At 54.9% G+C, this 23069-nt stretch carries 19 protein-coding genes; 12 read left to right on the top strand and 7 right to left on the bottom strand.

What is annotated here, in order from left to right; translation table 11 throughout:
- From DYE26_RS00005 to DYE26_RS00015, 3 genes are all read left to right on the top strand, one after another.
- Positions 1-804 (top strand): carbohydrate ABC transporter permease (locus DYE26_RS00005; protein ID WP_147291299.1); only part of this gene is annotated, 804 nt, incomplete at its 5' end.
- Positions 804-1640 carry a carbohydrate ABC transporter permease gene (locus DYE26_RS00010; protein ID WP_172531687.1) on the top strand — a complete coding sequence of 279 codons (837 nt, stop codon included), beginning with the start codon at positions 804-806 and terminating at the stop codon, positions 1638-1640. The genes DYE26_RS00005 and DYE26_RS00010, both read left to right, overlap by 1 nt.
- A gap of 155 nt (positions 1641-1795) precedes the next feature.
- Positions 1796-2383 carry an NAD(P)H-dependent oxidoreductase gene (locus DYE26_RS00015; RefSeq protein WP_036621148.1) on the top strand — a complete coding sequence of 196 codons (588 nt, stop codon included), beginning with the start codon at positions 1796-1798 and terminating at the stop codon, positions 2381-2383.
- Between the two features lie 384 nt (positions 2384-2767).
- On the opposite strand, the gene DYE26_RS00020 is transcribed toward DYE26_RS00015, so the two are convergent.
- On the bottom strand, positions 2768-3616 hold the full coding sequence (locus DYE26_RS00020) for a transposase (RefSeq protein WP_051985357.1): 849 nt from the start codon (positions 3614-3616) through the stop codon (positions 2768-2770).
- Positions 3617-4148: 532 nt separating this feature from the next.
- Here DYE26_RS00020 and DYE26_RS00025 point away from each other — a divergent pair.
- Together DYE26_RS00025 and DYE26_RS00030 are read left to right on the top strand one after the other, a co-directional pair.
- Complete coding sequence (locus tag DYE26_RS00025) at positions 4149-5303, top strand: glycoside hydrolase family 88 protein (protein WP_036621149.1); 1155 nt, start codon at positions 4149-4151, stop codon at positions 5301-5303.
- 72 nt (positions 5304-5375) lie between these two features.
- A complete protein-coding gene (locus DYE26_RS00030; protein WP_051985358.1) occupies positions 5376-5705 on the top strand; it encodes a response regulator transcription factor in 330 nt (109 codons plus the stop codon).
- Between the two features lie 258 nt (positions 5706-5963).
- Here the strand turns inward: DYE26_RS00030 and DYE26_RS00035 are convergent, their stop codons facing one another.
- The 4 genes from DYE26_RS00035 to DYE26_RS00050 all read right to left on the bottom strand — a co-directional run bounded on the left by DYE26_RS00035 (position 5964) and on the right by DYE26_RS00050 (position 10393).
- Positions 5964-7067: a Gfo/Idh/MocA family protein gene (locus DYE26_RS00035; protein ID WP_036621151.1), complete on the bottom strand. Its 1104-nt coding sequence runs from the start codon at positions 7065-7067 to the stop codon at positions 5964-5966.
- A complete protein-coding gene (locus tag DYE26_RS00040) occupies positions 7067-7807 on the bottom strand; it encodes a ThuA domain-containing protein (protein ID WP_036621152.1) in 741 nt (246 codons plus the stop codon). Before DYE26_RS00040 ends, DYE26_RS00035 begins: the two co-directional genes overlap by 1 nt.
- Before the next feature lie 70 nt (positions 7808-7877).
- Positions 7878-9038: a Gfo/Idh/MocA family protein gene (locus DYE26_RS00045; protein ID WP_036621154.1), complete on the bottom strand. Its 1161-nt coding sequence runs from the start codon at positions 9036-9038 to the stop codon at positions 7878-7880.
- 527 nt (positions 9039-9565) lie between these two features.
- Complete coding sequence (locus DYE26_RS00050; RefSeq protein WP_036621157.1) at positions 9566-10393, bottom strand: AraC family transcriptional regulator; 828 nt, start codon at positions 10391-10393, stop codon at positions 9566-9568.
- 167 nt (positions 10394-10560) lie between these two features.
- On the opposite strand from DYE26_RS00050, the gene DYE26_RS00055 reads away from it, so the two are divergent.
- From DYE26_RS00055 to DYE26_RS00085, 7 genes are all read left to right on the top strand, one after another.
- The gene (locus tag DYE26_RS00055; protein WP_230877053.1) at positions 10561-11802 is read left to right on the top strand and encodes a YkvI family membrane protein; all 1242 of its coding nucleotides are present in this window, start codon (positions 10561-10563) and stop codon (positions 11800-11802) included.
- Between the two features lie 135 nt (positions 11803-11937).
- A complete protein-coding gene (locus DYE26_RS00060) occupies positions 11938-13491 on the top strand; it encodes a response regulator transcription factor (RefSeq protein WP_036621159.1) in 1554 nt (517 codons plus the stop codon).
- A gap of 118 nt (positions 13492-13609) precedes the next feature.
- Positions 13610-14569, top strand: coding sequence for an ABC transporter permease (locus DYE26_RS00065; RefSeq protein ID WP_036627834.1), 960 nt, complete (start codon positions 13610-13612; stop codon positions 14567-14569).
- 21 nt (positions 14570-14590) lie between these two features.
- Entirely contained in the window at positions 14591-15529 is a 939-nt protein-coding gene (locus DYE26_RS00070; protein ID WP_036621161.1) for a carbohydrate ABC transporter permease, read from the top strand.
- A 239-nt stretch (positions 15530-15768) separates the two neighbouring features.
- On the top strand, positions 15769-17277 hold the full coding sequence (locus tag DYE26_RS00075; protein WP_227872844.1) for an ABC transporter substrate-binding protein: 1509 nt from the start codon (positions 15769-15771) through the stop codon (positions 17275-17277).
- 166 nt (positions 17278-17443) lie between these two features.
- Positions 17444-19504 carry a bifunctional diguanylate cyclase/phosphodiesterase gene (locus DYE26_RS00080; protein ID WP_082208034.1) on the top strand — a complete coding sequence of 687 codons (2061 nt, stop codon included), beginning with the start codon at positions 17444-17446 and terminating at the stop codon, positions 19502-19504.
- A 502-nt stretch (positions 19505-20006) separates the two neighbouring features.
- Complete coding sequence (locus tag DYE26_RS00085) at positions 20007-20663, top strand: copper amine oxidase N-terminal domain-containing protein (RefSeq protein ID WP_036621166.1); 657 nt, start codon at positions 20007-20009, stop codon at positions 20661-20663.
- Between the two features lie 508 nt (positions 20664-21171).
- Here DYE26_RS00085 and thiH read toward each other — a convergent pair.
- Positions 21172-22284 carry a 2-iminoacetate synthase ThiH gene (gene thiH, locus DYE26_RS00090; protein ID WP_036621170.1) on the bottom strand — a complete coding sequence of 371 codons (1113 nt, stop codon included), beginning with the start codon at positions 22282-22284 and terminating at the stop codon, positions 21172-21174.
- Positions 22271-23065, bottom strand: coding sequence for a thiazole synthase (locus tag DYE26_RS00095; RefSeq protein WP_036621172.1), 795 nt, complete (start codon positions 23063-23065; stop codon positions 22271-22273). The genes thiH and DYE26_RS00095 overlap by 14 nt, the downstream gene beginning before the upstream one ends.
- Positions 23066-23069: the final 4 nt, after the last annotated feature.

A 23069-nucleotide genomic window follows, 5' to 3' on the forward strand; every position in this document is an offset into this window, starting at 1 on the left:
GTTCCGACGTTAGGCAGCGTCTATTACAGCTTCACGTCATGGGACGGCATTAGCGCTGACGTACGTTTTATCGGACTGGCCAACTTCGTGGAAATTTGGAATAGTCCGCGGGTCCATAACGCGCTTCAGAACACGTTGATCTTAACGATCAGTCTTGTCGTTCTCGAGAACTTGTTTGCCATCCTGCTTGCGATGCTGGTCGACAAAGTGCGTTGGCTGAGCAAAATATTCCGCAGCATCTTTTATTTCCCCACGTTGCTCAGCGGCATCGTGATGGGGTTCGTCTGGGCGATGATGCTGAATTACAACTTCGGCGTTGTTAACCAAGTGCTGGACAAGATCGGCCTCGGGGCTTTCGCGGTCGATTGGCTCGGAGATCCACGCTTCGCCATGCTGGCGATTCTTTTATCCACGGTTTGGAAAGGCGCCGGATATTATATGATCATATATCTCGCCGGACTTCAGGGTATTCCCCAGGAAATGAACGAAGCGGCCAGCATCGACGGCGCAAACGGCTGGCAGCAGTTCCGGCACATCACGTTCCCGCTGCTGGCGGGATCGGTGACCGTATGTATGGTCTTGTCCATGATCAGCGCACTTAAAATTTTTGACCAGATCGCGGTCATGACAGATGGCGGTCCCGGTTTTGAAACCGAAACCTTAACCTATCTCATCTATAAGGTCGGGTTCGGCGAGCTGCGGCAAGGGTTCGGGACGGCGCTGGCCATGGTGCTGTTTTTTATAATTTTGATCATTACCGTGTTGCAAGTGAAAATCCTCCAAAAAAGGGAGGTCGAAATGTGATGTCGCTGAAAGCACGCAAGCTTGTGATCGATGTTTTGATATTCATGGTGACGGTCATCTTGGCGGTATTTTTCTTCTTCCCGATCTTCTTCAACATCATGTCCGCTTTTAAGAGCAACGCGGAAATCATGAAAGACGCGGTCGCTCTCCCGGCATCGTTGTACTTGGAAAGCTTCAAATATTTGCTGACGGAAACAAACTACCCGCAGGCAATCGTTAACAGCCTGATTTTGACGGTCGTGTCGATCGTATTCCAGGTGCTGTTCATCCCGATGGCCGGATACGCCATTCAGCGGCGGAACGCGAAATGGACGAAATTCGTCTTCCTGTATTTCCTCGCCGGGATGATGATTCCGTTCCAGGCCTACATGATCCCCCTGTTCAAAGAGCTCAAATTGCTGGGGCTTTACGGCAGCCTGGCGGGGCCGATCATGATCTACGTCGCCGGTTCGGTCGGCTTCGGCAGCCTGTTGTATTCCAGCTTCGTTAAAGGGATTCCGGCGGAGATCGAGGAAGCGGCGGAAATCGACGGATGCTCCCGGGTGCGGATTTTCTGGAACATCGTGTTCCCGCTGCTCGGCCCGGTGACGGCCAGCATGGTCGTCCTGAACGGTCTGGGAATCTGGAACGATTTCCTGATGCCGATGCTCGTCTTGCCGTCCGGCGAACCGAAGACGATGGTCGTGGAAATTTACCGTTATATCGGCGAGTTCTCCTCCCGTTGGGATATGATCTTTGCCGGTACAACGATGTCGGTTGTCCCTGTGCTGCTCGCTTTTATCCTCCTGCAAAAATATTTCGTCAAGGGCATTGCAGCGGGAGCGACGAAAGGTTGAGGGAGACTTTTTAAAAAGATAGTTAATGACGGCCTCAGTCAAACTCGGCGAGGTCGTCTTTTACTATGCTCGGAATTAGTACAATTTACATTACATGGATATCTACGCAGTTTGCAATAATAATCAAAAAAACTGCTAATACGGAGGTACTAGTCATGAAACACTTGATCATTTATGCTCATCCTAGCCAAGAAAGCTTCAACCACGCCATTCTGGAGACTGCGGCAGGTGCGCTGAAAAGCAAAGGACAAGAGGTTGTCGTACGTGATTTGTATGCGCTCGGCTTCCAGCCTGTTCTTAAACCCGAAGATACGGAAGCAATGAAGGCCGGACAAACTCCTGCGGATATCAAAACGGAACAGGAATATATCGCACAAGCGGACGTTATTACGTTCATTTATCCCATTTGGTGGGCGGGATTGCCTGCGATTATCAAAGGATACGTTGATCGGGTATTCTCATACGGCTTTGCTTATGCTTATGGCGCTGAAGGCATTGATAAGCTGCTGAAAGGCAAAAAAGGGCTGATCATCAACACTCACGGTACGCCTAAAGAAGTTTACGATCAAATCGGCATGAGCGAAGCCCTGAAACTTACTGCGACAACGGGCATTTTTGACTTCACGGGCATTGAATCCGTTGGACATCTGCTGTTCGGCAATGTTCCAAGCGTTGGCGAAGAAGCCCTCAAAGGATATTTGAAAGAGGTTGAAGAAACAATTAATTCTTTATTACATTCATAAAAGAAATGCGGAAAGGCGTTGGTAGGCAGATTAACATCCGATGTTCGGACACTTTGCACGATTATCCCGCTTGATCAGGTAGCAAAGAAGCAGACAGGCTCGTGAGAAAAAATATTTTGGTGAAGAAGCAGATAGGTACGAGATAATTTAGACGGGCTTAGGAGAAGGAATCAGGTTTAGGTGAAACAGACCGGACAAGAGATCAAGACAGGAGATCTGGATAGGAGATCAAGGACAAGACACGAGGGAAACGAAAAGACCGTGATTTTGCTGTAGCCTGAACCCTGAACCCTTCCGTCTGCAGCAACGCCCGCACTGTTCATGCTCATCCCCACCCATCAAGTTGCTCCACATCAAACTCCCCCCACCGTTCCAGCGTCTCGATCAGGCTGCGGCCGCAAGGGGCTGGTTCGGTTGGCGCGCGATCAGCCGGCGGTAAGGGATCGCCGGAATCGCCACACACATGCGCAGTAACTTCTGCCGCATCGTTTCTTCCGCTCCGGGCAGTCCTTCTTGCAGGCGCAGCCGGCGGCGTCCGGTGTACTCGTTCAGGTACGCCTGCAGATGCTTCAGTCCCAAGGCTCCATACGTACTCTTCAGCGATTCCCACGCCTCTCTCACCACTTTCCGCAAAGGCGCATACAGCCGAAAGGCCTGAGGAAACAACTGTACCGCCGATGTATGGATATCCACATGCCCGCTAATAAACGCGGTTAGATCGTGACGGTTTGCCCTTTCTTCGCCTCCCCGCTTATACGGCACCAAGAGGATTTTGACCTGCTCCGGCTCGCCCGACTCCGTGACCGTGCAGCCGGCTACGACCGCCGAGGCGTACGGATGCGAAAGCTGACACCGGGACGGATTACGTCCATACTGATCGCTGTTCAGCTTCACGTCTCCGGAGAGCAGCTCTCGGGCATCGAACTCCCCCACGGCATGGCGTATTTTGTGCAGCATCGACCAGGCGGTCTTGTAGGTGACCCGGATCACCTGGCGCAGCCGCAGCGCCGAGATGCCGCCCTCCAGCAGGAATAAATCCAGGGCCTCGAACCACTTGAGCAAGGGCAGATGCGTTCCTTCAAAAATTGTGCCGACCAAAGGCGACGCTTGATGCTTGCACTTTCCGCACTCGAACAAGGGGATATGCCGGGAAGTCAGACGGCTGCACCGAGTGTGAGCGCAGCGCGGGCAGACGAAGCCGCTGGGCCACTTCATCGCGATCAGCGCCTCCATGCAGTCCTGCTCGCTGTTAAAACACTGCTGAATGGTTGAAGTTCCGCTCCCGCATTGACCTCCATGTTCGCTCGCCCTCCCGAATTTAAATCAGCGTACATACGTTCTCTTTTCCTAATTATACCAAATATACATTCTCTTATCAACCCGAAAATCTCACCTGAACGACCTTATTTTTTTCTTATTCTTTTTTTCTTTATCCCTTACCCTAGCCCTCAACCCTCTGAACGAAAGGGATAATCGTGCAAAGGCAGGCAGCAGGCAGAGATACCAGGACACGAACCCTAAAGACAGTCACCTCAGCTATTTACCTCAGTCCAGGAAATCGGGAGGGGGCGCTAGGGTCAAGTGGAAGAATAAGATTGCCTGCCGGGAAAATAAGCAAGAAAATAAGCGGGAAAGTTCTAAAATCACCGCATCTTTAGCTTAAAAAACTTCATTTTATTCACAAAACCGCAGTGTTACGCTTTCGATAAGCGGAAATTCGGATACCGTGCTGTAAGCAATTACACGATGAAAGGCAGGAACCCCCTTGTTAAACGATACACAGCGGCAATGGTTGAACGGCGTTATCGCCAAAGTGACGGCCAAAATGGACGCGGTCTGCGAGCGCTCCCGGAACAAAATTCCTTATACGACCGTGAACGGTGTGCATGACGACCGGTCCATAGATAATCCGACGGGAGATGATTCGGACGGCATTAACTGGTGGACCAACGGCTTTTGGGCAGGCATGTTGTGGATGATGTACCATGAAACCGGCAACGAGAAATACAAGGAAATCGCGCAAATTTCCGAAGCCAAGCTGGACCGGTGTTTTGAAGAATTTTACGGCCTGCATCATGATGTCGGGTTTATGTGGCTGCCCACGAGCGTCGCGAATTACAAAACGACCGGCAACCCGGAATCCCGGAAGCGGGCGCTGCATGCCGCTAACTTGCTGGCGGGCCGGTTCAATTTGGCGGGGGGCTTCATTCGCGCATGGAACGATCTGGAGGAAGGGGATACGCGGGGCTGGGCGATCATCGACTGCATGCTCAACATTCCCTTGCTGTACTGGGCCACGGAAGAAACGGGGGACCCGCGTTTCAAGCAAATCGCCATGAAGCACGCAGATACGACCATGTCGGCGTTTGTCCGTCCCGACGGCTCCGTCAACCATATCGTCGAATTTGATCCATTCCACGGAGGCGTGGTTCGGACGCATGGCGGCCAGGGCTACGGAGAAGGCTCCTCCTGGACGCGCGGGCAGACCTGGGCGCTCTACGGTTTTATGATGAGCCATATTCATACCGGAAAAGACGAGTATTTGCAGACGGCCAAGCGGGTTGCTCATTATTTTATGGCGAGCATTCCGGAGGACGGCATCATCCCGGTCGATTTCCGGCAACCGGCGGAGCCGAGGCTGGCGGACGATACGGCCGCGGCCATCGCGGCCTGCGGGCTCATCGAAATCGCCAAGGCCGCCGGCGGGCACGAAAGCCGCTCGTATGCGGCGGCGGCGCTGAAGCTGCTGAAAACGCTGGACGAATCGCGCATCGATTGGTCGCCGGATACCGACCATTTCCTGCTTTACGGCACAGGGGCGTACCACGGCAAAACGCATCATCAACCGATAATCTACGGCGATTATTATTTTATGGAGGCGTTATGCAAGCTGAAGGGCAACGATCTATATCTTTTCTGAAATTTGGTATTGTAATTCCGGGACAAAGCGCCAGCGCGATTGGGGAGGGAACAGCATGATGCGGCTATCATCGTGGATGATGAGGAATTGTCGGTCAAACGGCTTACGCGGATTTTGCGGGAAAACGGCAAAATAGCGACCTGCCGGGCGTTTTTGAACCCGCATGAAGCCTATGAGTATTCCCGAGCGAACGCGGTTGACATCGCTTTTTTGGATATCTCCATGCCCGAAATCGATGGGATGAAGCTCAAACTGAGAAGCCCCAAAAACGCGGAATTGTTCGCCTTTCTGGTTTGCCAGAGGACAGCCAGCCGCGAGGAAATCATTGATACGCTGTGGAGCGGGCTAACGCCGGTCCTCCGGATGAAAGGACAAGCAGCTCCAGCTCATAAATCGTTTTAACGGACACTAGCGACGTTAATTACTCCAAAATCGGGAGTTAAAAAAATGCAACGGACCGGAGAGGCGTATTGCCGTCAAATCTGCTGAAAAAGTCTGATTTGAGGGTTAATAACGTCAACCAGGTCCGTAGCGTTGGGATATACCCGGGAAATGAGCGAATAACGGCTTTCCCGGTCCTTTCCCGGTCCGCTACTGTCTGCTCAGACGATCCGTTAGGAACCGGAAAATCCCGCTAAACCGCTCACCCCGTTAAACCGCTCAATCCAAGTGATACGGCTCCTGGTCCGCCGGGAGCGGGGCCGGGGGCGTGCACGTGCTTTGCATTTCGTAGTAACGGCCCGAGTCCGAGGAATCGTGGAAGCCCCACATCGCTTCCAGCACGTGGTACGCGAGCTCGCCGCTGGCGCGGTGCGGGCGGCCGCGCAGCAGGGCGGCGGCCATGTCGGCCGGGCCGATGCCGCGGCTGTTCTCGGCGTAGCCCGGCAGCAGCGGCGCTTCGGTCCACTCCGTTGCGCCGAGCCTGCGGTATTTCACCGGGCCGCCGAACGTGTTGGGATCCGGCACCAGCAAGGTGCCTTCGGTGCCGTGGATTTCAAGCGGCGGGAGCGTGCTGCCGCCGAACACGTCAAAGCTTGTGATTAGCGTGGCGATGGCGCTCTGGGCAAATTCCAGCGTTCCGGCGACATGCGTCGGCACCTCCACGGGAACCCGCTGCCCGCGTTTCTTTTCGCTCGTGATCGTACGCTCCGCCAGCGCTTTGCCGGTGATTCCGGCGATGCGCCGAATCGGACCCAACAGCTGAATTAATGCCGTCAAATAGTAGGGGCCCATGTCGAACATGGGGCCGCCGCCCTTGGCATAATAAAACTCCGGGTCCGGATGCCAATGCTCGTGGCCGCGGCTCATCATAAACGCCGTGGCCGACACGGGCCGGCCGATCGCGCCGTCCCGGATCAGCTTCAGCGCCGTCTGAATGCCGGCCCCGAAAAACGTCTCCGGCGCGCTGCCGACCAGCAGCCCGCGGCGGCGGGCCGTCTCGAGGATGGTCAGCCCGTCCTCGCGGGTGACGGCGAGCGGCTTCTCGACGTATACATGTTTGCCGGCCTCCAGCGCCTTGAGGCACACCTCCGCATGGGCGGCCGGGATCGTCAAATTGATGACGATCGCGATGTCCGGATCGCCCAGCAGCTCCTCAACCGTGCAGACCCGGGGAATGCCGTAGCGTTCAGCCTGTTCCCGCGCCCGGGACAGATCCAGATCGGCGCAGGCCGCAAGCTCGAGCTCCGCGAATTTGCGGCAGTTTTCCATGTAAATGCCGCTGATTTTACCGCAGCCGATGATGCCAACCTTGATTTTCTCCATTACTGGCTGTCCCCCATCCCGGTGTAGGCTCCGGTCCCGGCCGCGCCCAATGCTCCGGCGGCCTGAAGTTCCAGAGCCCGCTGCTTTCCTGCGGCGGCCCACAGCAGCCCGCGCGTCATCAGCTCCTTCACCGGAGGAAGCAGGGCGACGTCGGCGTGATGGCCCAGCGAATTGTAATACACCCGGCCAACGCCCCACCGTTTCGTCCAAACGACCGGCATATCGACGGATTTGTTGAGGCGATGCGGCCCGTCCACGATCGGAAACCGGGTGGTGGCCAGCACCTCGACGGCCGGGTCAACGTGGAGATAATACTGCTCCGTGTCCACGAAGAAATCCTCGATCCCCTCGGTCAGCGGGCTTGATCCGGGTTTGATTTCGACCTTGTAATGAACCCCGTCGTTCCCCGGATGAGCGACCCATTGGCCGCCGGTCATGAACTGCCAGTCCACGTTGTTGCGGAACGAGTCGCACATGCCCCCATGGCATCCGGCCAGGCCGGTGCCGTTTTGCACAGCGGCTGATACATTAGCGACCTGCTCTTTGGAGATCTCTCCCATCGTCCAGACCGGCACGATCAGGTCGAGCCCCAGCAGCTTTTCGGCGTCCGCATAGGCCTCCAGCGTGTCGGATACTTCCACGTCAAACTGATGCTCCCGCAAAATACCGGCAAAAATCGCGGCGACCTTGTCCGGCTCGTGTCCGTCCCAGCCGCCCCAAACGATAAGCGCTTTTTTCATCTCGGTTTTCGTCTCCTTATCCATAGCTTGCGAATTTGAATTTCAGAATTTCTCACATCGCTCAAACCGCTCACATTTCAGAAATTTTCACCCAGCGCCGTTCATCCACCGAACGTTCCACCGCTTCCAGCACCCCCTGGCACTTGACGCCGTCGCGGAAGTTCGGCTCCGGCTGTCTGCCTTCGTGGATCGCGCTTGTCAGCTCCAGCATTTCGTGCGTAAACGTATGCTCGAAGCCGAGCGTATGCCCCGGCGGCCACCAAGCCTCAGCATACGCGTGCGCCGGATCGGTCGCCAGCACGCGCCGGAAGCCCTGGACATCCTCGTCGTCCGAGGTGAAGTACACCTCCAGCTCGTTCATCCGCTCGAAATCGAATTTCACGCTGCCCAGGCTTCCGTTGATTTCGAACGCGTTCGTCGAGCGGTGTCCGGCCGCAAACCGCGTCGCCTCAAAGCTGCCCAGCGCCCCGTTTTCAAACCGGGCCAGAAACAGCGTCGCGTCGTCCACGGTAACCGGGCCCTTCGGCGCGTCTTTGCTGCTTTTGGCGCTGAGGCCGGTCATGTTTTCCGCCAACGGGCGCTCCTTGATGAACGTTTCGCTCATACCGATGACTTCCCGGATATCGCTGACCAGGTAATGGGCCAGATCGATCAAATGCGCGCCGAGGTCGCCGTGCGAACCGGAACCGGCCACGTCCTTCTGCAGCCGCCAGACGAGCGGGAATTCCGGATCGAGAATCCAGTCCTGCAGGAACCAGGCCCGGAAATGATAGATTTGCCCGAGCCGGCCGCTTTCCACCAGCTTTTTGGCCAGCTTCACCGCCGGAGAAAAGCGGTAGTTAAAGCCGACCATATGGGTGACGCCGGCCGCTTCCGCCGCCTCCAGCATCTCCCTGGCGTCCTCCAATGAAAGCGCTAACGGCTTTTCGCAAAAAATATGCTTCCCGGCCTTCGCCGCGGCCAAGGCGATTTCCTTATGGGCGTCGCTTGGGGCGTTGATGTCGATCAGGTCGATATCGTCCCGGGCCACAACTTGCTTCCAGTCGGTGGCCACTTCCGGCCAGCCGAGCCGGTCCGCGGCTTCGCGCGCAGCCTCTTCGTTCCGCCCGCACAGCACGGTCATCTCCGGCTTCAAGGCCCCGGGGAAAAACATCGGCAGGGCCCGGTAAGCGTTGCTGTGGGCTTTGCCCATAAACTTGTAACCTATCATTCCGATACGCAGCTGTTTCATTGAATCCCTCCATATCGATTGAAGAACAAAATTTCTGTCTTCATGTATTCATTATAAGTTGGTAGAAATCTTCGACGCTCGCCAGTTTATGCGGATTCATAGTCAAAAATTGCGTTTTGAATCTTTGAAGCTTGTTTTGCCTTGCGTTTCTATGATATTCGCGGAAACTGCTAGATATACTGGACTCGGAAAAAATGCTATAGCCGTATAAGGTGGGCTCAACCCGGAAATCGGCTCCTGACAGCCGGCTACTGGAATGATTAACCATCGGCGACGGACCTTCGGCCTTCAAAATAGCGGTACTTTATGCACTTATTATCCAGAGCTAGGCATGTTCATCCCCATTAGCGGCATTTTTGGTCCTTATTTTCCTATGAATGGTCCAGAACGTGGCCATTTCCTTGCGACGGGAGAAAATAGCGACATAAATTTCCTCTATTTCCTTCGAATAGATGGATATCGTCGGAATAACGACCTTTTTTACCCTTATATTTTTCTCAGGAGTCCCGGGGGTTCGGTTCAGAGCTTCACGGCCCGGAATTTCGCAAAGTAGAGGGGATATATCCCCTCAGCTCCTTGAAGACGCGGTTGAACGTCCGAATGCTGGTGAAGCCGCAATCCAGCGCGATTTCCATAATGCTCAGATCGCTTGTCAGCAGTTTTTGCTCGGCGGTGAGCACCCGGATCGAATTGAGGTAGGTTTTGAAATTCATGCCGATGGCGCTCTTGAACGTTCGGCTGAAATGCGACGGCTCCATATGAAACTGCTGCGACATGAAGCTGACATTCAATTCTTCGTGATAGTGCTCTTCGATGTAGGAAAGGATCTGCTGGATTCTGGCCCGCCGCGATTCAAGCTTCTCCTTGGCGCCCGTGTCCAAGCGGCGCGTCTGCAAATGCCGGAGCAGCGTCCCGCACACCTCCAGCACGCCGGCCTTCATCAACATTTGGTATCCGGGACGGCCGGCGGCCCGTTCCTGCAAAATCCGGTCCAGACACGGCTTGATCGGCTGAAACCGCGGGTCCTTGTCCGAAATGAACGGGGAGGTGAAGCGGAAATCCTGCGGCCAGCCCTTGACCGGACTGATCCACTCCGGCTTAAAGAGCAAAATCAGCACCTGCGAGGGCTGGTCCCGGCTGTCGAAGGAATGGATGTCGCTGCTGCTGCAGATGACGATATCGCCCTGCTTGACCTGGCGCTTTTCCTCGTTGACGCCGATCAGCAGGCTTCCCGATTCCACGTAGATAATTTCGATTTCCGCATGGAAATGGGGATAAAACGACAGGTTTTGGCTGCGGAAAATATTCATCGGAAGTTCGGGATCGAGCTTCCAGTTTTGATAAAAGGATTTCACGATTTGGCTCACTCCGCGCGGATTTGGTGTACTGCCTATCCTTAATGTACTGCATTTTTGCCGGAGAATCAGCCTTTTTTAAATAAAACGGAGGCGGGAATAGAAAGCAAGCAAGGATCATAGGATAGGGAGGACAAGACAAAAAATGGAAGTTCCTTGGAGGCTATATGGTTGAGCGATGGTTCAAAATATTTCAAATTGCCGCAACTTATATCGGCACGGTCGTTGGCGCCGGATTCGCCTCGGGCCAGTCGATCATGCAGTTTTTTACCGTTTACGGTCCCGTGGGGGCGGTGGGGGTAGCCATTGCTACATTTCTGTTTATGTGGCTCGGAACGAAAATGATGGTGGTGGCTCACCGGATCAAGGCGTTCTCCTATCAGGAATTTAACGAGCATCTCTTCGGGCCGGTTCTCGGCAAGCTCGCGAATGCGCTGACTTTGCTGATCCTGCTTGGCGTAACCGCGGTGATGCTGTCCGGTACGGGCTCCATTTTTGAGGAGCAGCTGCACTTGCCTTATCAGCTCGGAATTGTTCTGAGCATCGTGCTGGCCTATTGGGTGATGACCAAAGAGCTGAACGGGATCGTGGCGGTCAATGCGCTGGTCGTGCCGATGATGCTGCTGTTCACCTGCCTGATTGCGATTAACGTCATCGAGCCGGGCGGCATCACCCGGATCACGGATTGGCAGCGCCAGCAGCTGCAGGATTACGGCTGGGTGCTGAGCGCGTTCGTTTATGTGGCGTTGAACTTTGCCTTTGCGCAGGCGGTGATGGTGCCTCTCGGCAGCGAGGTCAAGGAGGAAAGCACGCTGAAGTGGGGAGGTATCTGGGGCGGCATCGGCCTTGGCGCAATGCTGCTGACCTACCATTTTGCCATCAATGCCCGCATGCCGGGAATCATGGAGCTGGAAATCCCGATGGCGGAGATCGTACGCGGTCTGGGGGTTTTTCCGCATGTGCTGTTCCTGCTGGTCATTTACGGGGAGATTTTCACCACCTTGATCGGCAACGTGTTCGGCATGACCCGGCAAATCCAAAGCCTGTTCCCGCTGCCGAAAAACGCCGTTATTCTGGCGGTGCTGCTGGCCTGCTTCCTGATCAGCCAGGTCGGTTTTGCTTCGTTGCTGACCTATCTGTACCCGCTGTTCGGTTATATCGGCATGCTGCTGCTCGCCCTGTTGGCGTTCAGACGTCCGCCGCAGCCTGACGGCCCGCCGCTTGACGGCCCGCCGGCCAATCCGCCCGCCGAACATCCCGGCCTAACCGGCCGGCTGGGCATCCCGTTTTCCGCCGCCCCCGCGTACGAGCAGCGATCAAGCGACCGGCGGCAGGAACGTCCGGAAAAAGAAAATCAGGATCAGCGTGACGGAGATATCAAACCTTCCGCCAAAGACGAAATGCAGTAAGGTCCGGATTAGAGCTAGATCGGGTTGACCGAAAAACGCGCCTGGAATTATATTTGTTGTAATTTCCATCCCCTTTAGACTTAAAGGGGTATTTGCGTTGCGGCGATTTGACGCCAAAAAGGAGGTTTTTCATGAATGTATCAAGTGATGATCGTGGATGATGAACCGAAGCTGCGCACAGGTCTGAAAACGCTTATTCCGTGGGAGAGCTTGGGGTATGAGGTGGCGGCTGCGGCGGCAGGCGGAAACGAAGCGCTTCGCCTGTTGCAAGGCAATATTCCCGATTTGCTGATCGTTGACATTCGAATGCCCGGCATGGACGGGCTGCAGCTTATTCAGGAAATACGCTCTTTGGGTTTTGCGCCGCATTTCCTGATTTTAAGCGGGTACGCCGATTTCGAATATGCGCGCAAAGCGCTGGAATTCGGCGCGGACGGGTACTTGCTGAAGCCGGTCAACAAGGAGGAATTGACCGCCAAGCTGCAGCAGCTAAGCCGCAAGCTGGAACAGGAGCGGCGGGAGGATTGGCTTAAAAACGGAACGTTGACGAAGGAATGGCTGGTTTACTCCCTGCTGACCGGACAGCTCCGGGAAGGCGAGGACAGGCTCCGGGAAATGGCCGAACAAGCCGGCCTGCTGTGGCCCTGCTATGAAATCGTGCTCGTCGGGCTGGACGTTGCCGAGCCGGAACGGGCCGAAGCCCTGCTGCATTTCCGGACGAAGCTGGCTTCCGCTTTTAAGGACGGCGGGCGGGGGATCGTGTTTGGGATCGCGCCTTATACCGTGATTTTAAACAATGGACCGCTGCGGAGCGAACCCGACCGAAAGCGGCTTTATCGCGAGCTGCGGATGCTTGCGGGCGAATGGAGCGGGCAAATGGACGCCGCCGCCGGGGGAGCCGTGGCCGAGCTTCAGCGCGTCGGACAATCGTACAAGGCGGCCGAAACGCTCCTGGAGCGCCGTTTTTTTTACGCGCCGGGAAACTTGTTGGGCCCGGATACGCCCCGGGATTTTGCCGGAATCCCGCAAACCGGGCTTCGCGGGGATCGGATGGATGAAGGGGAGCTGGCGTTCCGCCTGTTTTACTTCGCGGATGTCGGCGATGCCGGAGCCCTGGAGCCGCTGCTGGCGTCAGCCCTGCGGCAGTGGGCGGCCGAGGGAGCCGGGGAGACGGAGATCAAGCAAAAGCTGTTTCAGGCGGCGAACGAGGTGATCCGTAAAGTTCCGCTGGAGCTCAGGAGTCAACCCGAGCATTCGCTGGAGCCGGCCGCATTTTTGAGCGGGATTTACGAGCAAAGGCATATTCGCGGGCTGTTCGACTACGTGCTGCGGTTCCTCGAAAAGCTTGCCATGTCCGCGGACGATCCCGACCAGGACCAGGAAATCAAAAGGCTGCTCGACTTCATCCACCGCCACTATCACGAAAATCTCCGGCTGGAGATGATGGCCGGCCTGTTTAATTACAGCAGCGCTTATCTGGGGCAGCTGTTCAAGAAGAAAACCGGGGAGTACTTCAACGCTTATCTGGATAAAGTGAGGATTCAAAAAGCGAAGGAACTGCTGGCCCGGGGCATGAAGGTGTATGAGGCAGCGGAACGGGTCGGTTACGCCAACGCGAACAATTTTTATGAAAAATTCAAAAAGCTGGAAGGACGTTGTCCTTCCGAATACCGGCACAAACCGTATTAATGAAAATGCTGAAACTTTCGGAAAACCATCTAAATTGCCGGGTGAAATCTCCGAAATTTCGCGTATGTCCCAAACGGCCGAGTTGATTTACGATAAACGCGAGGAGGGAGGGGAAGAAATGAAAACGGTAACAGCCGAGCCGCGGACCGGAGGCGGTTTAGGGCGGAAGCCGCAAAGGTGGAAGGTGTTTAAGAGCCAGAAGTATCTGTACCTGATGTCGTTTCCGTTTGTGATCTGGGTGTTCGTATTTCAATATTTGCCTCTCTGGGGCTGGACGATGGCCTTCCAAAACTACAAGCCGGGCAAAAGCTTTTGGGAGCAAAAGTGGGTGGGGCTGGAGCATTTCGAGGCCTTGTTCCGGGATGGCCATTTTTATCTCGTGTTAAGAAACACGCTGGCGATGAGCCTGATGGGCCTGGTCGCGGGGTTCGTGTTTCCGGTTATGTTCGCCCTGCTGCTGAACGAGGTCCGGGTTCAGGCGATGAAGCGGTTCGTGCAAACGGTCTCTTATTTGCCGCATTTCGTGTCCTGGGTCGTGGCCGCCGGTATCGTGAGCAAAATGCTGTCCACCGACGGCGGGGTGGTCAACGCGATTATGGTCCAGTTGGGCCTGATCGACCAGCCGATTCAGTTTATGGCCAAGGGGGAGCTGTTTTGGGGCATCGTGACGGCCGCCGACGTGTGGAAAGAGACAGGGTGGAACGCGATTATCTATTTGGCGGCGATCGCCGGCATCGGGCCGGAGCTGTACGAAGCGGCCCGCGTGGACGGGGCCAGCCGGCTGAAGCAGATGTGGCATATTACGCTGCCGGGCATCCGGCCGACCATCGTCGTGCTGCTCATTATGTCGATCGGGCATCTGATCGGGATCGGGTTCGAGAAGCAGTTTCTGCTCGGCAATCATATGGTCAGCGACTATTCGGAGGTGCTCGATTTGTACGCCCTTAATTACGGGTTGTCGATGGGCCGTTATTCCTTTGGTACGGCGATCAACATTTTCAACTCGGTGATCAGCCTGCTCTTATTGTTTATTGCCAACGGAACGTTCAAAAAATTCACGAACGAAAGCATTATGTAGAACGGAAAGGGGGGGGTGAACATGAAAACGGCCAAAACCTCGGCGCCCGTCAGAAGCGGCAAGGCGGGCAAACGGGCTTCCAGGCCGCTTTCGGACTGGATTTTTGACGGCGTGGTGTATTTGTTGATTTCCCTGATTACGGTGGTCACGCTGTATCCATTTTTGAACGTGCTGGCGATCTCCTTCAACGATTCGGTGGACACGGTGCGCGGAGGCATTACCGTCTATCCGCGCGAGTTTACGCTGGAAAATTACAAGCAGATTTTCAGCTACGGCGGTTTGGTGACCGGGTTCAAAATCTCCGTCCTGCGGACCGTCGCCGGGACCGCCGCCGGCCTCGTCAGCGGGTCCATGGTCGCTTATACGCTGGCCCGGAGCGATTTTCAGGGGAGAAAATTCGTATCCACATACCTCGCAATTACGATGTACGTTTCCGGCGGCTTGATTCCAGGGTTCATTCTGATCCGCAATCTGGATTTGATCAACACTTTTGCCGTGTATATCCTTCCAGGCCTTGTAAGCGCATTCAATATTTTCGTCATCCGCTCGTTTATCGACGGCATTCCGTATGCGCTGCAGGAATCGGCCAAGCTGGACGGAGCCAACGATTTTACGATTTACTGGCGCGTTATCCTGCCGCTGTGCAAGCCGGCGCTCGCCACCGTCGCGCTGTTCCTGGCGGTCGGCCAGTGGAATTCCTGGTTTGATACGTATTTGTACAACGGCTCGAACGATGCTTTGACGACGCTGCAGTATGAGCTGATGAAGGTGCTGCAAAGCACGACGACGAACGCGAACAACATTCGCGGAGAGAACATGACCCAGTTGATGGCGCAGGTGTCGCCGGATTCCGTCAAAATGGCGATCACGATCATCGCGACGGTGCCGATCCTGGTCGTTTATCCTTTCTTGCAAAAATATTTCGTCAAAGGGATGACCTTGGGGGCTGTAAAAAGCTGATATTTAACACAAAAAAGGAGTGAAATCGCATGCGGAAGGCAAAAAAGACCAAGGCAGCGGCGCTGCTTTTGGGATGGTTCCTGCTGCTGGGCCAGCTTGCGGGCTGCGGCGGGGGAAGTGCGGGAACGTCCGGGGGCGGAACGAACGGGGCGGCTGAAAACGGCGGCCAGAGTCCGAACGGTTCCGGGCCGGTCACCCTGACTTATTTTTCCGAGGATGCCAGCAGCAACTGGAACAACATGCAGGATCGCGTCGGCAAGGTGCTTACGGAAAAAACCGGGGTGATTCTCGATGCGGAGTTTGCGGTCGGCGATCCCGTGCAGAAGGTTTCGATCATGGCGGCCACCGGAGACGTGCCCGATCTGATCGCCGCCAAATCCGATCTCGGCAAGTTGATCGATGTCGGCGCCGTGCTCGATTTGACGGACCTGGTCGACAAACATGCCCCGAATATCAAAAAGATGCTGGGCGACAAAATCGTCCGCATCAAATACAGCCTGGACGATCCGGCGATATACGCGATTCCGACCTGGTCTTCGGTGGATGAGCGGAAGTTCAAAGCCGAAGGCGGGTTCCAGTTGCAGCATCGCGTCGTTAAGGAAGCGGGATATCCGGAAATCCGCACGGTCGAGGATTACGAGAAGGTCATTAAGGACTATTTGGCCAAGCACCCTACAGACGAGAACGGCAACAAAAATATCGGGCTTACGCTCAACGCCGACGATTGGCATATGTACCAGGTGACGAACATGGGCTTCATGACGACCGGCGCGCCGGATGACGGGGAATATTACGTGAACCAGGAGACGTTTGACGTCACCTATCATTTCCGCCGTCCGGAGGAACGGGAATACTTCCGCTGGCTCAACCACATGAACGACATCGGGCTGCTTGATCCGGAGAGCTTTGTGCAAAAAACGGACCAGTTCAGAGCGAAGGTCGCTTCGGGACGCGTGCTGGGGCTGATCGATCCCGCCTGGGACTTCGGCGAAGCCCAGCAGGCGCTGAAAGCGGCCGGGAAATTCGATCAGACTTACGGGCATTACCCGGTTACCCTGACAAAGGAATATAAAGACACGAGCTTCTGGCCGGCCGGTTTTGACGGCGGGTACGGCATCGCGATCTCCAGCAAATGCAAAGATCCGGTGGCCGCGATCAAATTCCTCGACTTCCTGGCGTCCGAAGAAGGCCAAGTCCTCAACAACTGGGGCATTGAAGGCACCGATTACGTGGTGCAGGACGGCAAACGCGTCGTCCCGGCGGATATCCAGCAAAAGATGGATAGCCAAGGCAGCGCCTACACGAAAGAATCGGGCATCGGCTTATACTGGAACCTGATGGTTCATTACGGGGACGGAATCAAGGATTCGACCGGCAATTATTTTACGAAATCGAATCCCGAGCTGCTGACGGCCACCTACAGCGAACCGGAAAAAGAGGCGCTTGCCGCTTACGGCATCGAACATTGGCGCGATCTGTTCCCGAAGGAAGAGGAGTTCCCGGAAAGAAAGGCCGGGGCCGTTTACAACATCGCCTTGCCCAGCGACAGCACGGCCGCCATTCTCGGGACCAAAATGCGGGACATCACCTGGAAACGCATCCCGGAAGCGATTATGGCCGAACCGAGCAGGTTCGACCAAATCTGGGACGCTTACCTGGCCGAGCTGGAAAAAGCGGGGGTTAAAGAGATGGAGGAGGCGTACGGTCAATTCGTCAAAGACCGCGTGAAGCTGTGGAGCGGGGAATGATTTAGATGGTCCGCTGGATAGTCCGCTGGCCCGTACGTTCGCGTACGGGCCATATTTATTGGGCCGTTGTACCTATTGTTCAGAAATTGTAGAGAATGGTGTGGTACGATAAAGTAATTATATTTTTCAGAGATAACATCGCAGAAAGTCGGGACGCAAAATGATGATGGAAGGCAGCTACAACTACTATATCGTCGCGCTATCGGCAGCCATCGCGATATTGGCGTCGTATTCCGCATTAAGCATCGCCGCCAAAATTTCGTCCTCTGACGGAAAAATGAGGTTGTTCTGGCTGCTCGGCGGCTCGCTCGTCATGGGAAGCGGCGTTTGGTCCATGCATTTTGTGGGAATGCTGGCGTTTCATCTGCATGTTCAAGTGAAATACGATGCTTGGCTTACCCTGCTGTCGATGGGGGCCAGCGTCACCTCGTCGTTTATCGCGTTTTATATCACCATGCCTAACGACGTCAAGCGTTATCAAATTGCCATCGGCGGCCTGATGATGGGAGCCGGAATCGTGACGATGCATTACATGGGAATGGAAGCGATGATCATGCCGGCGGGGCTGTCGTACGATAAAACGCTGTGGGCGTTGTCGGCGGTCATTGCGGTTGCCGCGTCTTACGCGGCGCTGTTTTTGTTCTTGCGCTTCCGCAGCCAGAAAGCGTTCAGTTGGCTGAAATGGATGTCCGCGGTCGTGATGGGCTTTGCGATCTGCGGGATGCATTATACGGGAATGAAAGCGGCGCGGTTTCACACCGCCATGGACATGGATATGGGCATGAGCATGGCTCGCGATTCCTCCATGGACATCTTTTTGCTGTTTGCCGTCACCGTGACGATATTCATCATCCTGCTGGTATCCTGGGGAGCGATGTTTTTTGACCGCCACGTCCTCGAGAAAATGGCGTACATGGACACTATCACCGGACTTCCCAACCGCAACGAGATGAACCGGTTTTTTGACAAATATACAGGCGGCGAGACCTTGGCGGTGCTATTCATCGACCTGGACCAGTTTAAAGCGATTAACGATACATTAGGGCACAATGTCGGCGATTTGCTGGTTCAGGAAGTGGGGTATCGCCTGCGGCAGTTTGTTCGCCCGGACCGGAAGGCTTTCCGGATCGGGGGCGACGAATTTCTGTTCATCGTAAGAGGGTGCGAGCGGGAACAAGCCGAACAACTGGCGGGGGAAATTTTAAAGAGCATCAAGCAAGTGGTCCGGGTGGAGGGGAACGAGCTGTACGTCACGGGGAGCATCGGCATCAGCATCGGTTCGATCCGGGAATCCGACCGTTCCGTCCTGCTCAAGACCGCCGATACGGCGATGTACAAGGCCAAAGGCTTGGGCAAAAACCAGTATTCGATTTACACCGATGAAATGGGCGTCAAAGAGGTCCGCAAAATGGAATTGGAGAAGGATTTGCAGCTTGCGCTGGAGCAGCGCCAGTTCTATATCGAATATCAGCCGAAATGGAATGTGAAAATGAACCGGATGGCGGGATTTGAGGCGCTGCTCCGCTGGCAGCACTCCCGTTTGGGGATCGTTACGCCGACGGAATTTATTCCGCTGGCCGAAGAAACGGGGCTGATCGTTCCGATTACCCGCTGGACCATGGAAGAAGCCTGCCGCCAATGCAAGGTATGGCAGAGTCAGGGCATCCGCCAGCCGGTGTCCGTGAATTTGTCCGGGCGCCTGTTTCATACCGATAGCTTGATCGATATGGTGCAAAGCGCGCTGGCGGCGGCGGATCTCGCTCCGGACATGCTGGAGCTGGAAATCACGGAATCCATGGTGCTTTACGACATCAATGAGATCGTCAGGCAGCTGGAAGCGGTGCGGAAACTGGGCGTGCGGGTGTCCATGGACGATTTCGGCACAGGATATTCGTCGATCGGGCTGCTCGATAGGATTCCGATCGACGCGCTCAAGCTGGACCGCCTGTTTATCGACGACCTGGAGTCCCCCAGCAAGCGCGCTATCATTAAAGCCATCGTCTTGATGGCGGAAAAGCTGCGGCTGGATGTAGTCGCCGAGGGCGTGGAAAACAGGGAGCACATCGAATTTTTGACCCAGCTGGGCTGTCACGTCATGCAAGGTTTTTTCTACGGCAAACCGATGAAAAACGAAGAAATCGCCGACTGGATAAGCACGGCGGGAACTGGAGCGGGGAGCGCCTTGCAGGCAGTGAAAGAATCCGGCGCGGGTGCGGCAATCGATTAATTGGCTCTGATGATTGCCGAGTCTTGCCGAGTTGCTTGTTTATAGCCGCCCTTGTGAACTGGATGTCTAGTTGGTGCGGTGGCTAGTTGCTGCTGCTGGCCGGTCGGTCGGGTGCTTGCTTGGCTAGTTGACATGTAGCCTGGCCGGCGACGGTTGGCCTGATCGCGGCAGCTAAAGGACCTGAAATGAAAAGCCCATACTTGCCTGTAAAGGCGAGGGTTCAATTTCTAACGGATGCCACAAGCGCTATTTGTTCCAAATACAATGATTCCAAACTCTAACGGTTGCCATGACGCTTATTTCACCTAAATCCGGCTATTTTTGCGTAGATTCGGGCAAATAACAACGCTCGCAACCGTTAGAATTTAGAATAGGTCTTTTTTTGGAAAATAGCCGCTGCTACAACCGTAAAATTTCCGGTCAGCTTTAGCTAGAAGCGGTATTCGGCTGACCAGGTCTATGTTACTATTAATTAGGAAAAATTATCCGGGAGGTAGAATTCATGAAAAAGCGTATTGTTGTCTTGAGTATGGCGATCATGATGGTCGCGGCAAGCGCGGCCCCTGCTGGTGCGCATCCGGGCCGTACGGATTCCAAAGGAGGCCATACGTGCCGGACCAACTGTGAGAAGTGGGGGCTGGAGTACGGGGAATACCATTATCATAATGGCGGAGGGTCAAGCTCCAAGTCCGGCAGCAGCAAGGCCGGCAGCAGTAAATCCGGGTCAAGTACAAAAAGCAGTTCTACTTCAAAGAAAAAGCCGGCGAGTAAGAAAACGGCCGGCAAGCCTGCCGCTCCCGCCTATCAAACGACAAATTTGACGTTGAAAGTAAACGGCGAACAGGTGCCAATGGAGCATTCTCCCATCATGATTCAAAATACGAACCTCGTCCCTCTGCGCGAATTGGCCAAAAGTTTGGGGGCGTCAACGACTTGGGATCCCGATTCCCAAACGATCGGCGTCTCCAAAGACGATAATAAGATCACATTGACCATCGGAAGCGCGACGGTGTTCTATAATGGTGCCCAAGAGACGATCAGCGCCGCCCCGAAGATCATCGAAGGTGTTACTTATGTCCCGGCGCAAGCCGTTGCCAAAGGATTAAAAGCAAACTTAAGCTACGATAAGGAGTCGGAGGTTTTGGACATATCCCTGTGATCTTAAACCATAAGCACATGGGTCGGACGATATACCGGTTCAACCGTGGGAGTATTAATATCCTGCCAGGTGAGGTGCTAAATGACAAGGGAGAGGTTGTACGTAAACGAACATAAATGCAGTTTTGCGGTGTTGCTGTATATTAATCAGAACATATCATTTAAGATAAATAAGGAGCCGTGCGGGTAACACGACTCCTTGCAAAGTACCCGCTTTTAAGGGCGGAGGCTCGTTTAACCGTGGAAGTTAGGCTCCCAGGTCGTCAAATCCAAGGGGGCCTACTTCTTTTTTTTAAGTAGGTAAGTAAAGCGAGAAGATTATACCATGGATTATATGAGGCAGTCTCGTCACGGGCTGCTGCTTTTTCTATCTCTCAACCTAAATAAGTTGAACTATAGAACAGGACAAGTGGATTTCTACTTTAATAAAATTAGGTTAATAATAAGAAATCCGGGAACAACAACGATCGGAAGAACATTTCACCCGCCTGCCTCTATCCGTCCAAATTTTAGTTTAACTTATATAGAATCTCCCAATCTTTAAAAACCGGCTGCAGCCCGTTTTCATACAGCATCTCGCGAATCTCCGGCACGCTGCGTCCGTCCGAGATTTCAAATTGCGGCGTTCCTCCCGTACGGGTGTGGCCTCCAACCGCCGTGGACACGCCCGCCGACATCTTGGTCACCCCGAGATGCACAAGTTTATCGCGCAATAGAGCGGGTTCTCTGCTGGACAAGGTGATGCCGGCCCGGGGCAAAAAGAGCCGATACGCCGCTATAATCTGCACCAGCGCCCTGTCCGAAACTTCCGATTCCGGATGAAAGTCTCCCAGAAAAGGGCGGAATCTCGGGATCGACAAGCTGATCTCGCAGTCGGGGTACTTCTGCTGAAGATAATCGGCATGCAGCGCCGTAATAAACGCCTCCTGCCGCCAATCATATAAGCCGAGCAGAGCGCCGATATTTACGGAACGAAATCCCGCTGCACAGCCGCGCTCCGGCGCGTCGATGCGGTTTTTAAAATTACGCTTGGGGCCTTTAATATGCAGCTTCCCGTATGTTCCCCGATGATAAACCTCCTGAAAGACGGTTAAACTGTCAACTCCCGCCTCGGCGAGCTCCCTGTATTCGGTGACGGACATCGGATTCACTTCAATGCCGAGCGAAGCAAAATGCCCGCGCAAAACCTTGACGCAATCCTTAATATAGCTGACCGGAGAGTCTTTGCGCGATTCGCCGGTTAGCAGCAAAATATGGCGGATGCCGGTAGAGGCGATCGCGGCCGCTTCCTGTTCGACTTCTTGCATATCCAATTTCCTGCGCGGAAAATCGTAGATAGAACTAAAGCTGCAATATTCGCAGTGATTCACGCAGAAATCGGACACATACATCGGGGTAAACAGCTGTACGGTATGACCGAACTGGCTCCGGGTCACCTGCCGGGCCATCTGCGCCATCTCCTCCAGGTGCTTTCCGGACGCCGGGGACAGCAAAACGAGCAGATCCTCTTCATTTATTCTTCGCTTTGCCAGCACCCGCTTAATATCCGCAGCGGAATATTGCGGCCAGCGCTCCTGAAAGGAAAACTGTTCCAACGACAATAGTTTGTTATAAAAACTCACTTGTCCGCTCCTCTTCGTCCAGGAAACCGGTTAATGGGGAGGAGGCAACCGCTTCTTGCTGCACCGGGCCCAATCCCGCCAGATAGGCCTGTCTGCCCGCCGCTACCGCACCGCGGAACGCTTCCGCCATGCCAAGCGGATCGCGCGCGGTGGCGATCGCCGTGTTCAGTAAGACGGCAGCGGCTCCCATTTCCATCGCTTCCGCCGCTTCCGAAGGCCGGCCGATGCCGGCGTCCACGATGACAGGCAGCCCCGCTTCTTCGATCATCATGCCGATCAGCTCTTTGGTGCGCAGGCCCCGGTTGCTGCCGATCGGGGAACCCAGCGGCATGACCGCCACGGCTCCCGCATCCCTTAGCCGGAAGGAAGCCGTCAGATCCGGGTTCATATACGGGAACACGGCGAATCCCTCGGCGGCCAGCACTTCCGTGGCTCTGATCGTCTCCATATTGTCCGGGAGCAGGTATCTTTGATCATTAATCACCTCTAATTTGATCCAATGGCCCATGTCCGCCGCCCGGGCAAGCCGGGCGATCCGGATGGCCTCATCGGCGCTACGGGCGCCGGAAGTGTTCGGCAAAAGCGTCATATGCGGCGGGATATGGTGAAGGAGATTTTCCTCCTCCCAGTCCGGGTTAACCCGCCTTAACGCTACGGTAATCACTTCCGCTCCCGACCTTGCGATCACTTCGGGAATCAGCGTGTTGCGGTTATATTTGCCGGTTCCGATAAATACTCGGCTGGACAACGCCTTGCCGCCAATGTGAAATACATCTTCCATGCTT

It is taken from the genome of Paenibacillus macerans (assembly GCF_900454495.1).
GTDB classification, from domain to species: domain Bacteria; phylum Bacillota; class Bacilli; order Paenibacillales; family Paenibacillaceae; genus Fontibacillus; species Fontibacillus macerans.

Bases quoted from the DNA above. Each gene is read 5' to 3' on its own strand.
- DYE26_RS00070 (WP_036621161.1), top strand. From the start codon at position 14,591: ATGAAAACGGCCAAAACCTCGGCGCCCGTCAGAAGCGGCAAGGCGGGC.
- DYE26_RS00045 (WP_036621154.1), bottom strand. From the start codon at position 9,038: ATGAAACAGCTGCGTATCGGAATGATAGGTTACAAGTTTATGGGCAAA.
- DYE26_RS00080 (WP_082208034.1), top strand. From the start codon at position 17,444: ATGGAAGGCAGCTACAACTACTATATCGTCGCGCTATCGGCAGCCATC.
- DYE26_RS00035 (WP_036621151.1), bottom strand. From the start codon at position 7,067: ATGGAGAAAATCAAGGTTGGCATCATCGGCTGCGGTAAAATCAGCGGC.
- DYE26_RS00085 (WP_036621166.1), top strand. From the start codon at position 20,007: ATGAAAAAGCGTATTGTTGTCTTGAGTATGGCGATCATGATGGTCGCG.
- DYE26_RS00065 (WP_036627834.1), top strand. From the start codon at position 13,610: ATGAAAACGGTAACAGCCGAGCCGCGGACCGGAGGCGGTTTAGGGCGG.
- DYE26_RS00040 (WP_036621152.1), bottom strand. From the start codon at position 7,807: ATGAAAAAAGCGCTTATCGTTTGGGGCGGCTGGGACGGACACGAGCCG.
- DYE26_RS00075 (WP_227872844.1), top strand. From the start codon at position 15,769: ATGCAGGATCGCGTCGGCAAGGTGCTTACGGAAAAAACCGGGGTGATT.
- DYE26_RS00060 (WP_036621159.1), top strand. From the start codon at position 11,938: ATGTATCAAGTGATGATCGTGGATGATGAACCGAAGCTGCGCACAGGT.
- DYE26_RS00020 (WP_051985357.1), bottom strand. From the start codon at position 3,616: ATGGAGGCGCTGATCGCGATGAAGTGGCCCAGCGGCTTCGTCTGCCCG.
- DYE26_RS00010 (WP_172531687.1), top strand. From the start codon at position 804: ATGTCGCTGAAAGCACGCAAGCTTGTGATCGATGTTTTGATATTCATG.
- DYE26_RS00095 (WP_036621172.1), bottom strand. From the start codon at position 23,065: ATGGAAGATGTATTTCACATTGGCGGCAAGGCGTTGTCCAGCCGAGTA.
- DYE26_RS00055 (WP_230877053.1), top strand. From the start codon at position 10,561: ATGGTTGAGCGATGGTTCAAAATATTTCAAATTGCCGCAACTTATATC.
- DYE26_RS00015 (WP_036621148.1), top strand. From the start codon at position 1,796: ATGAAACACTTGATCATTTATGCTCATCCTAGCCAAGAAAGCTTCAAC.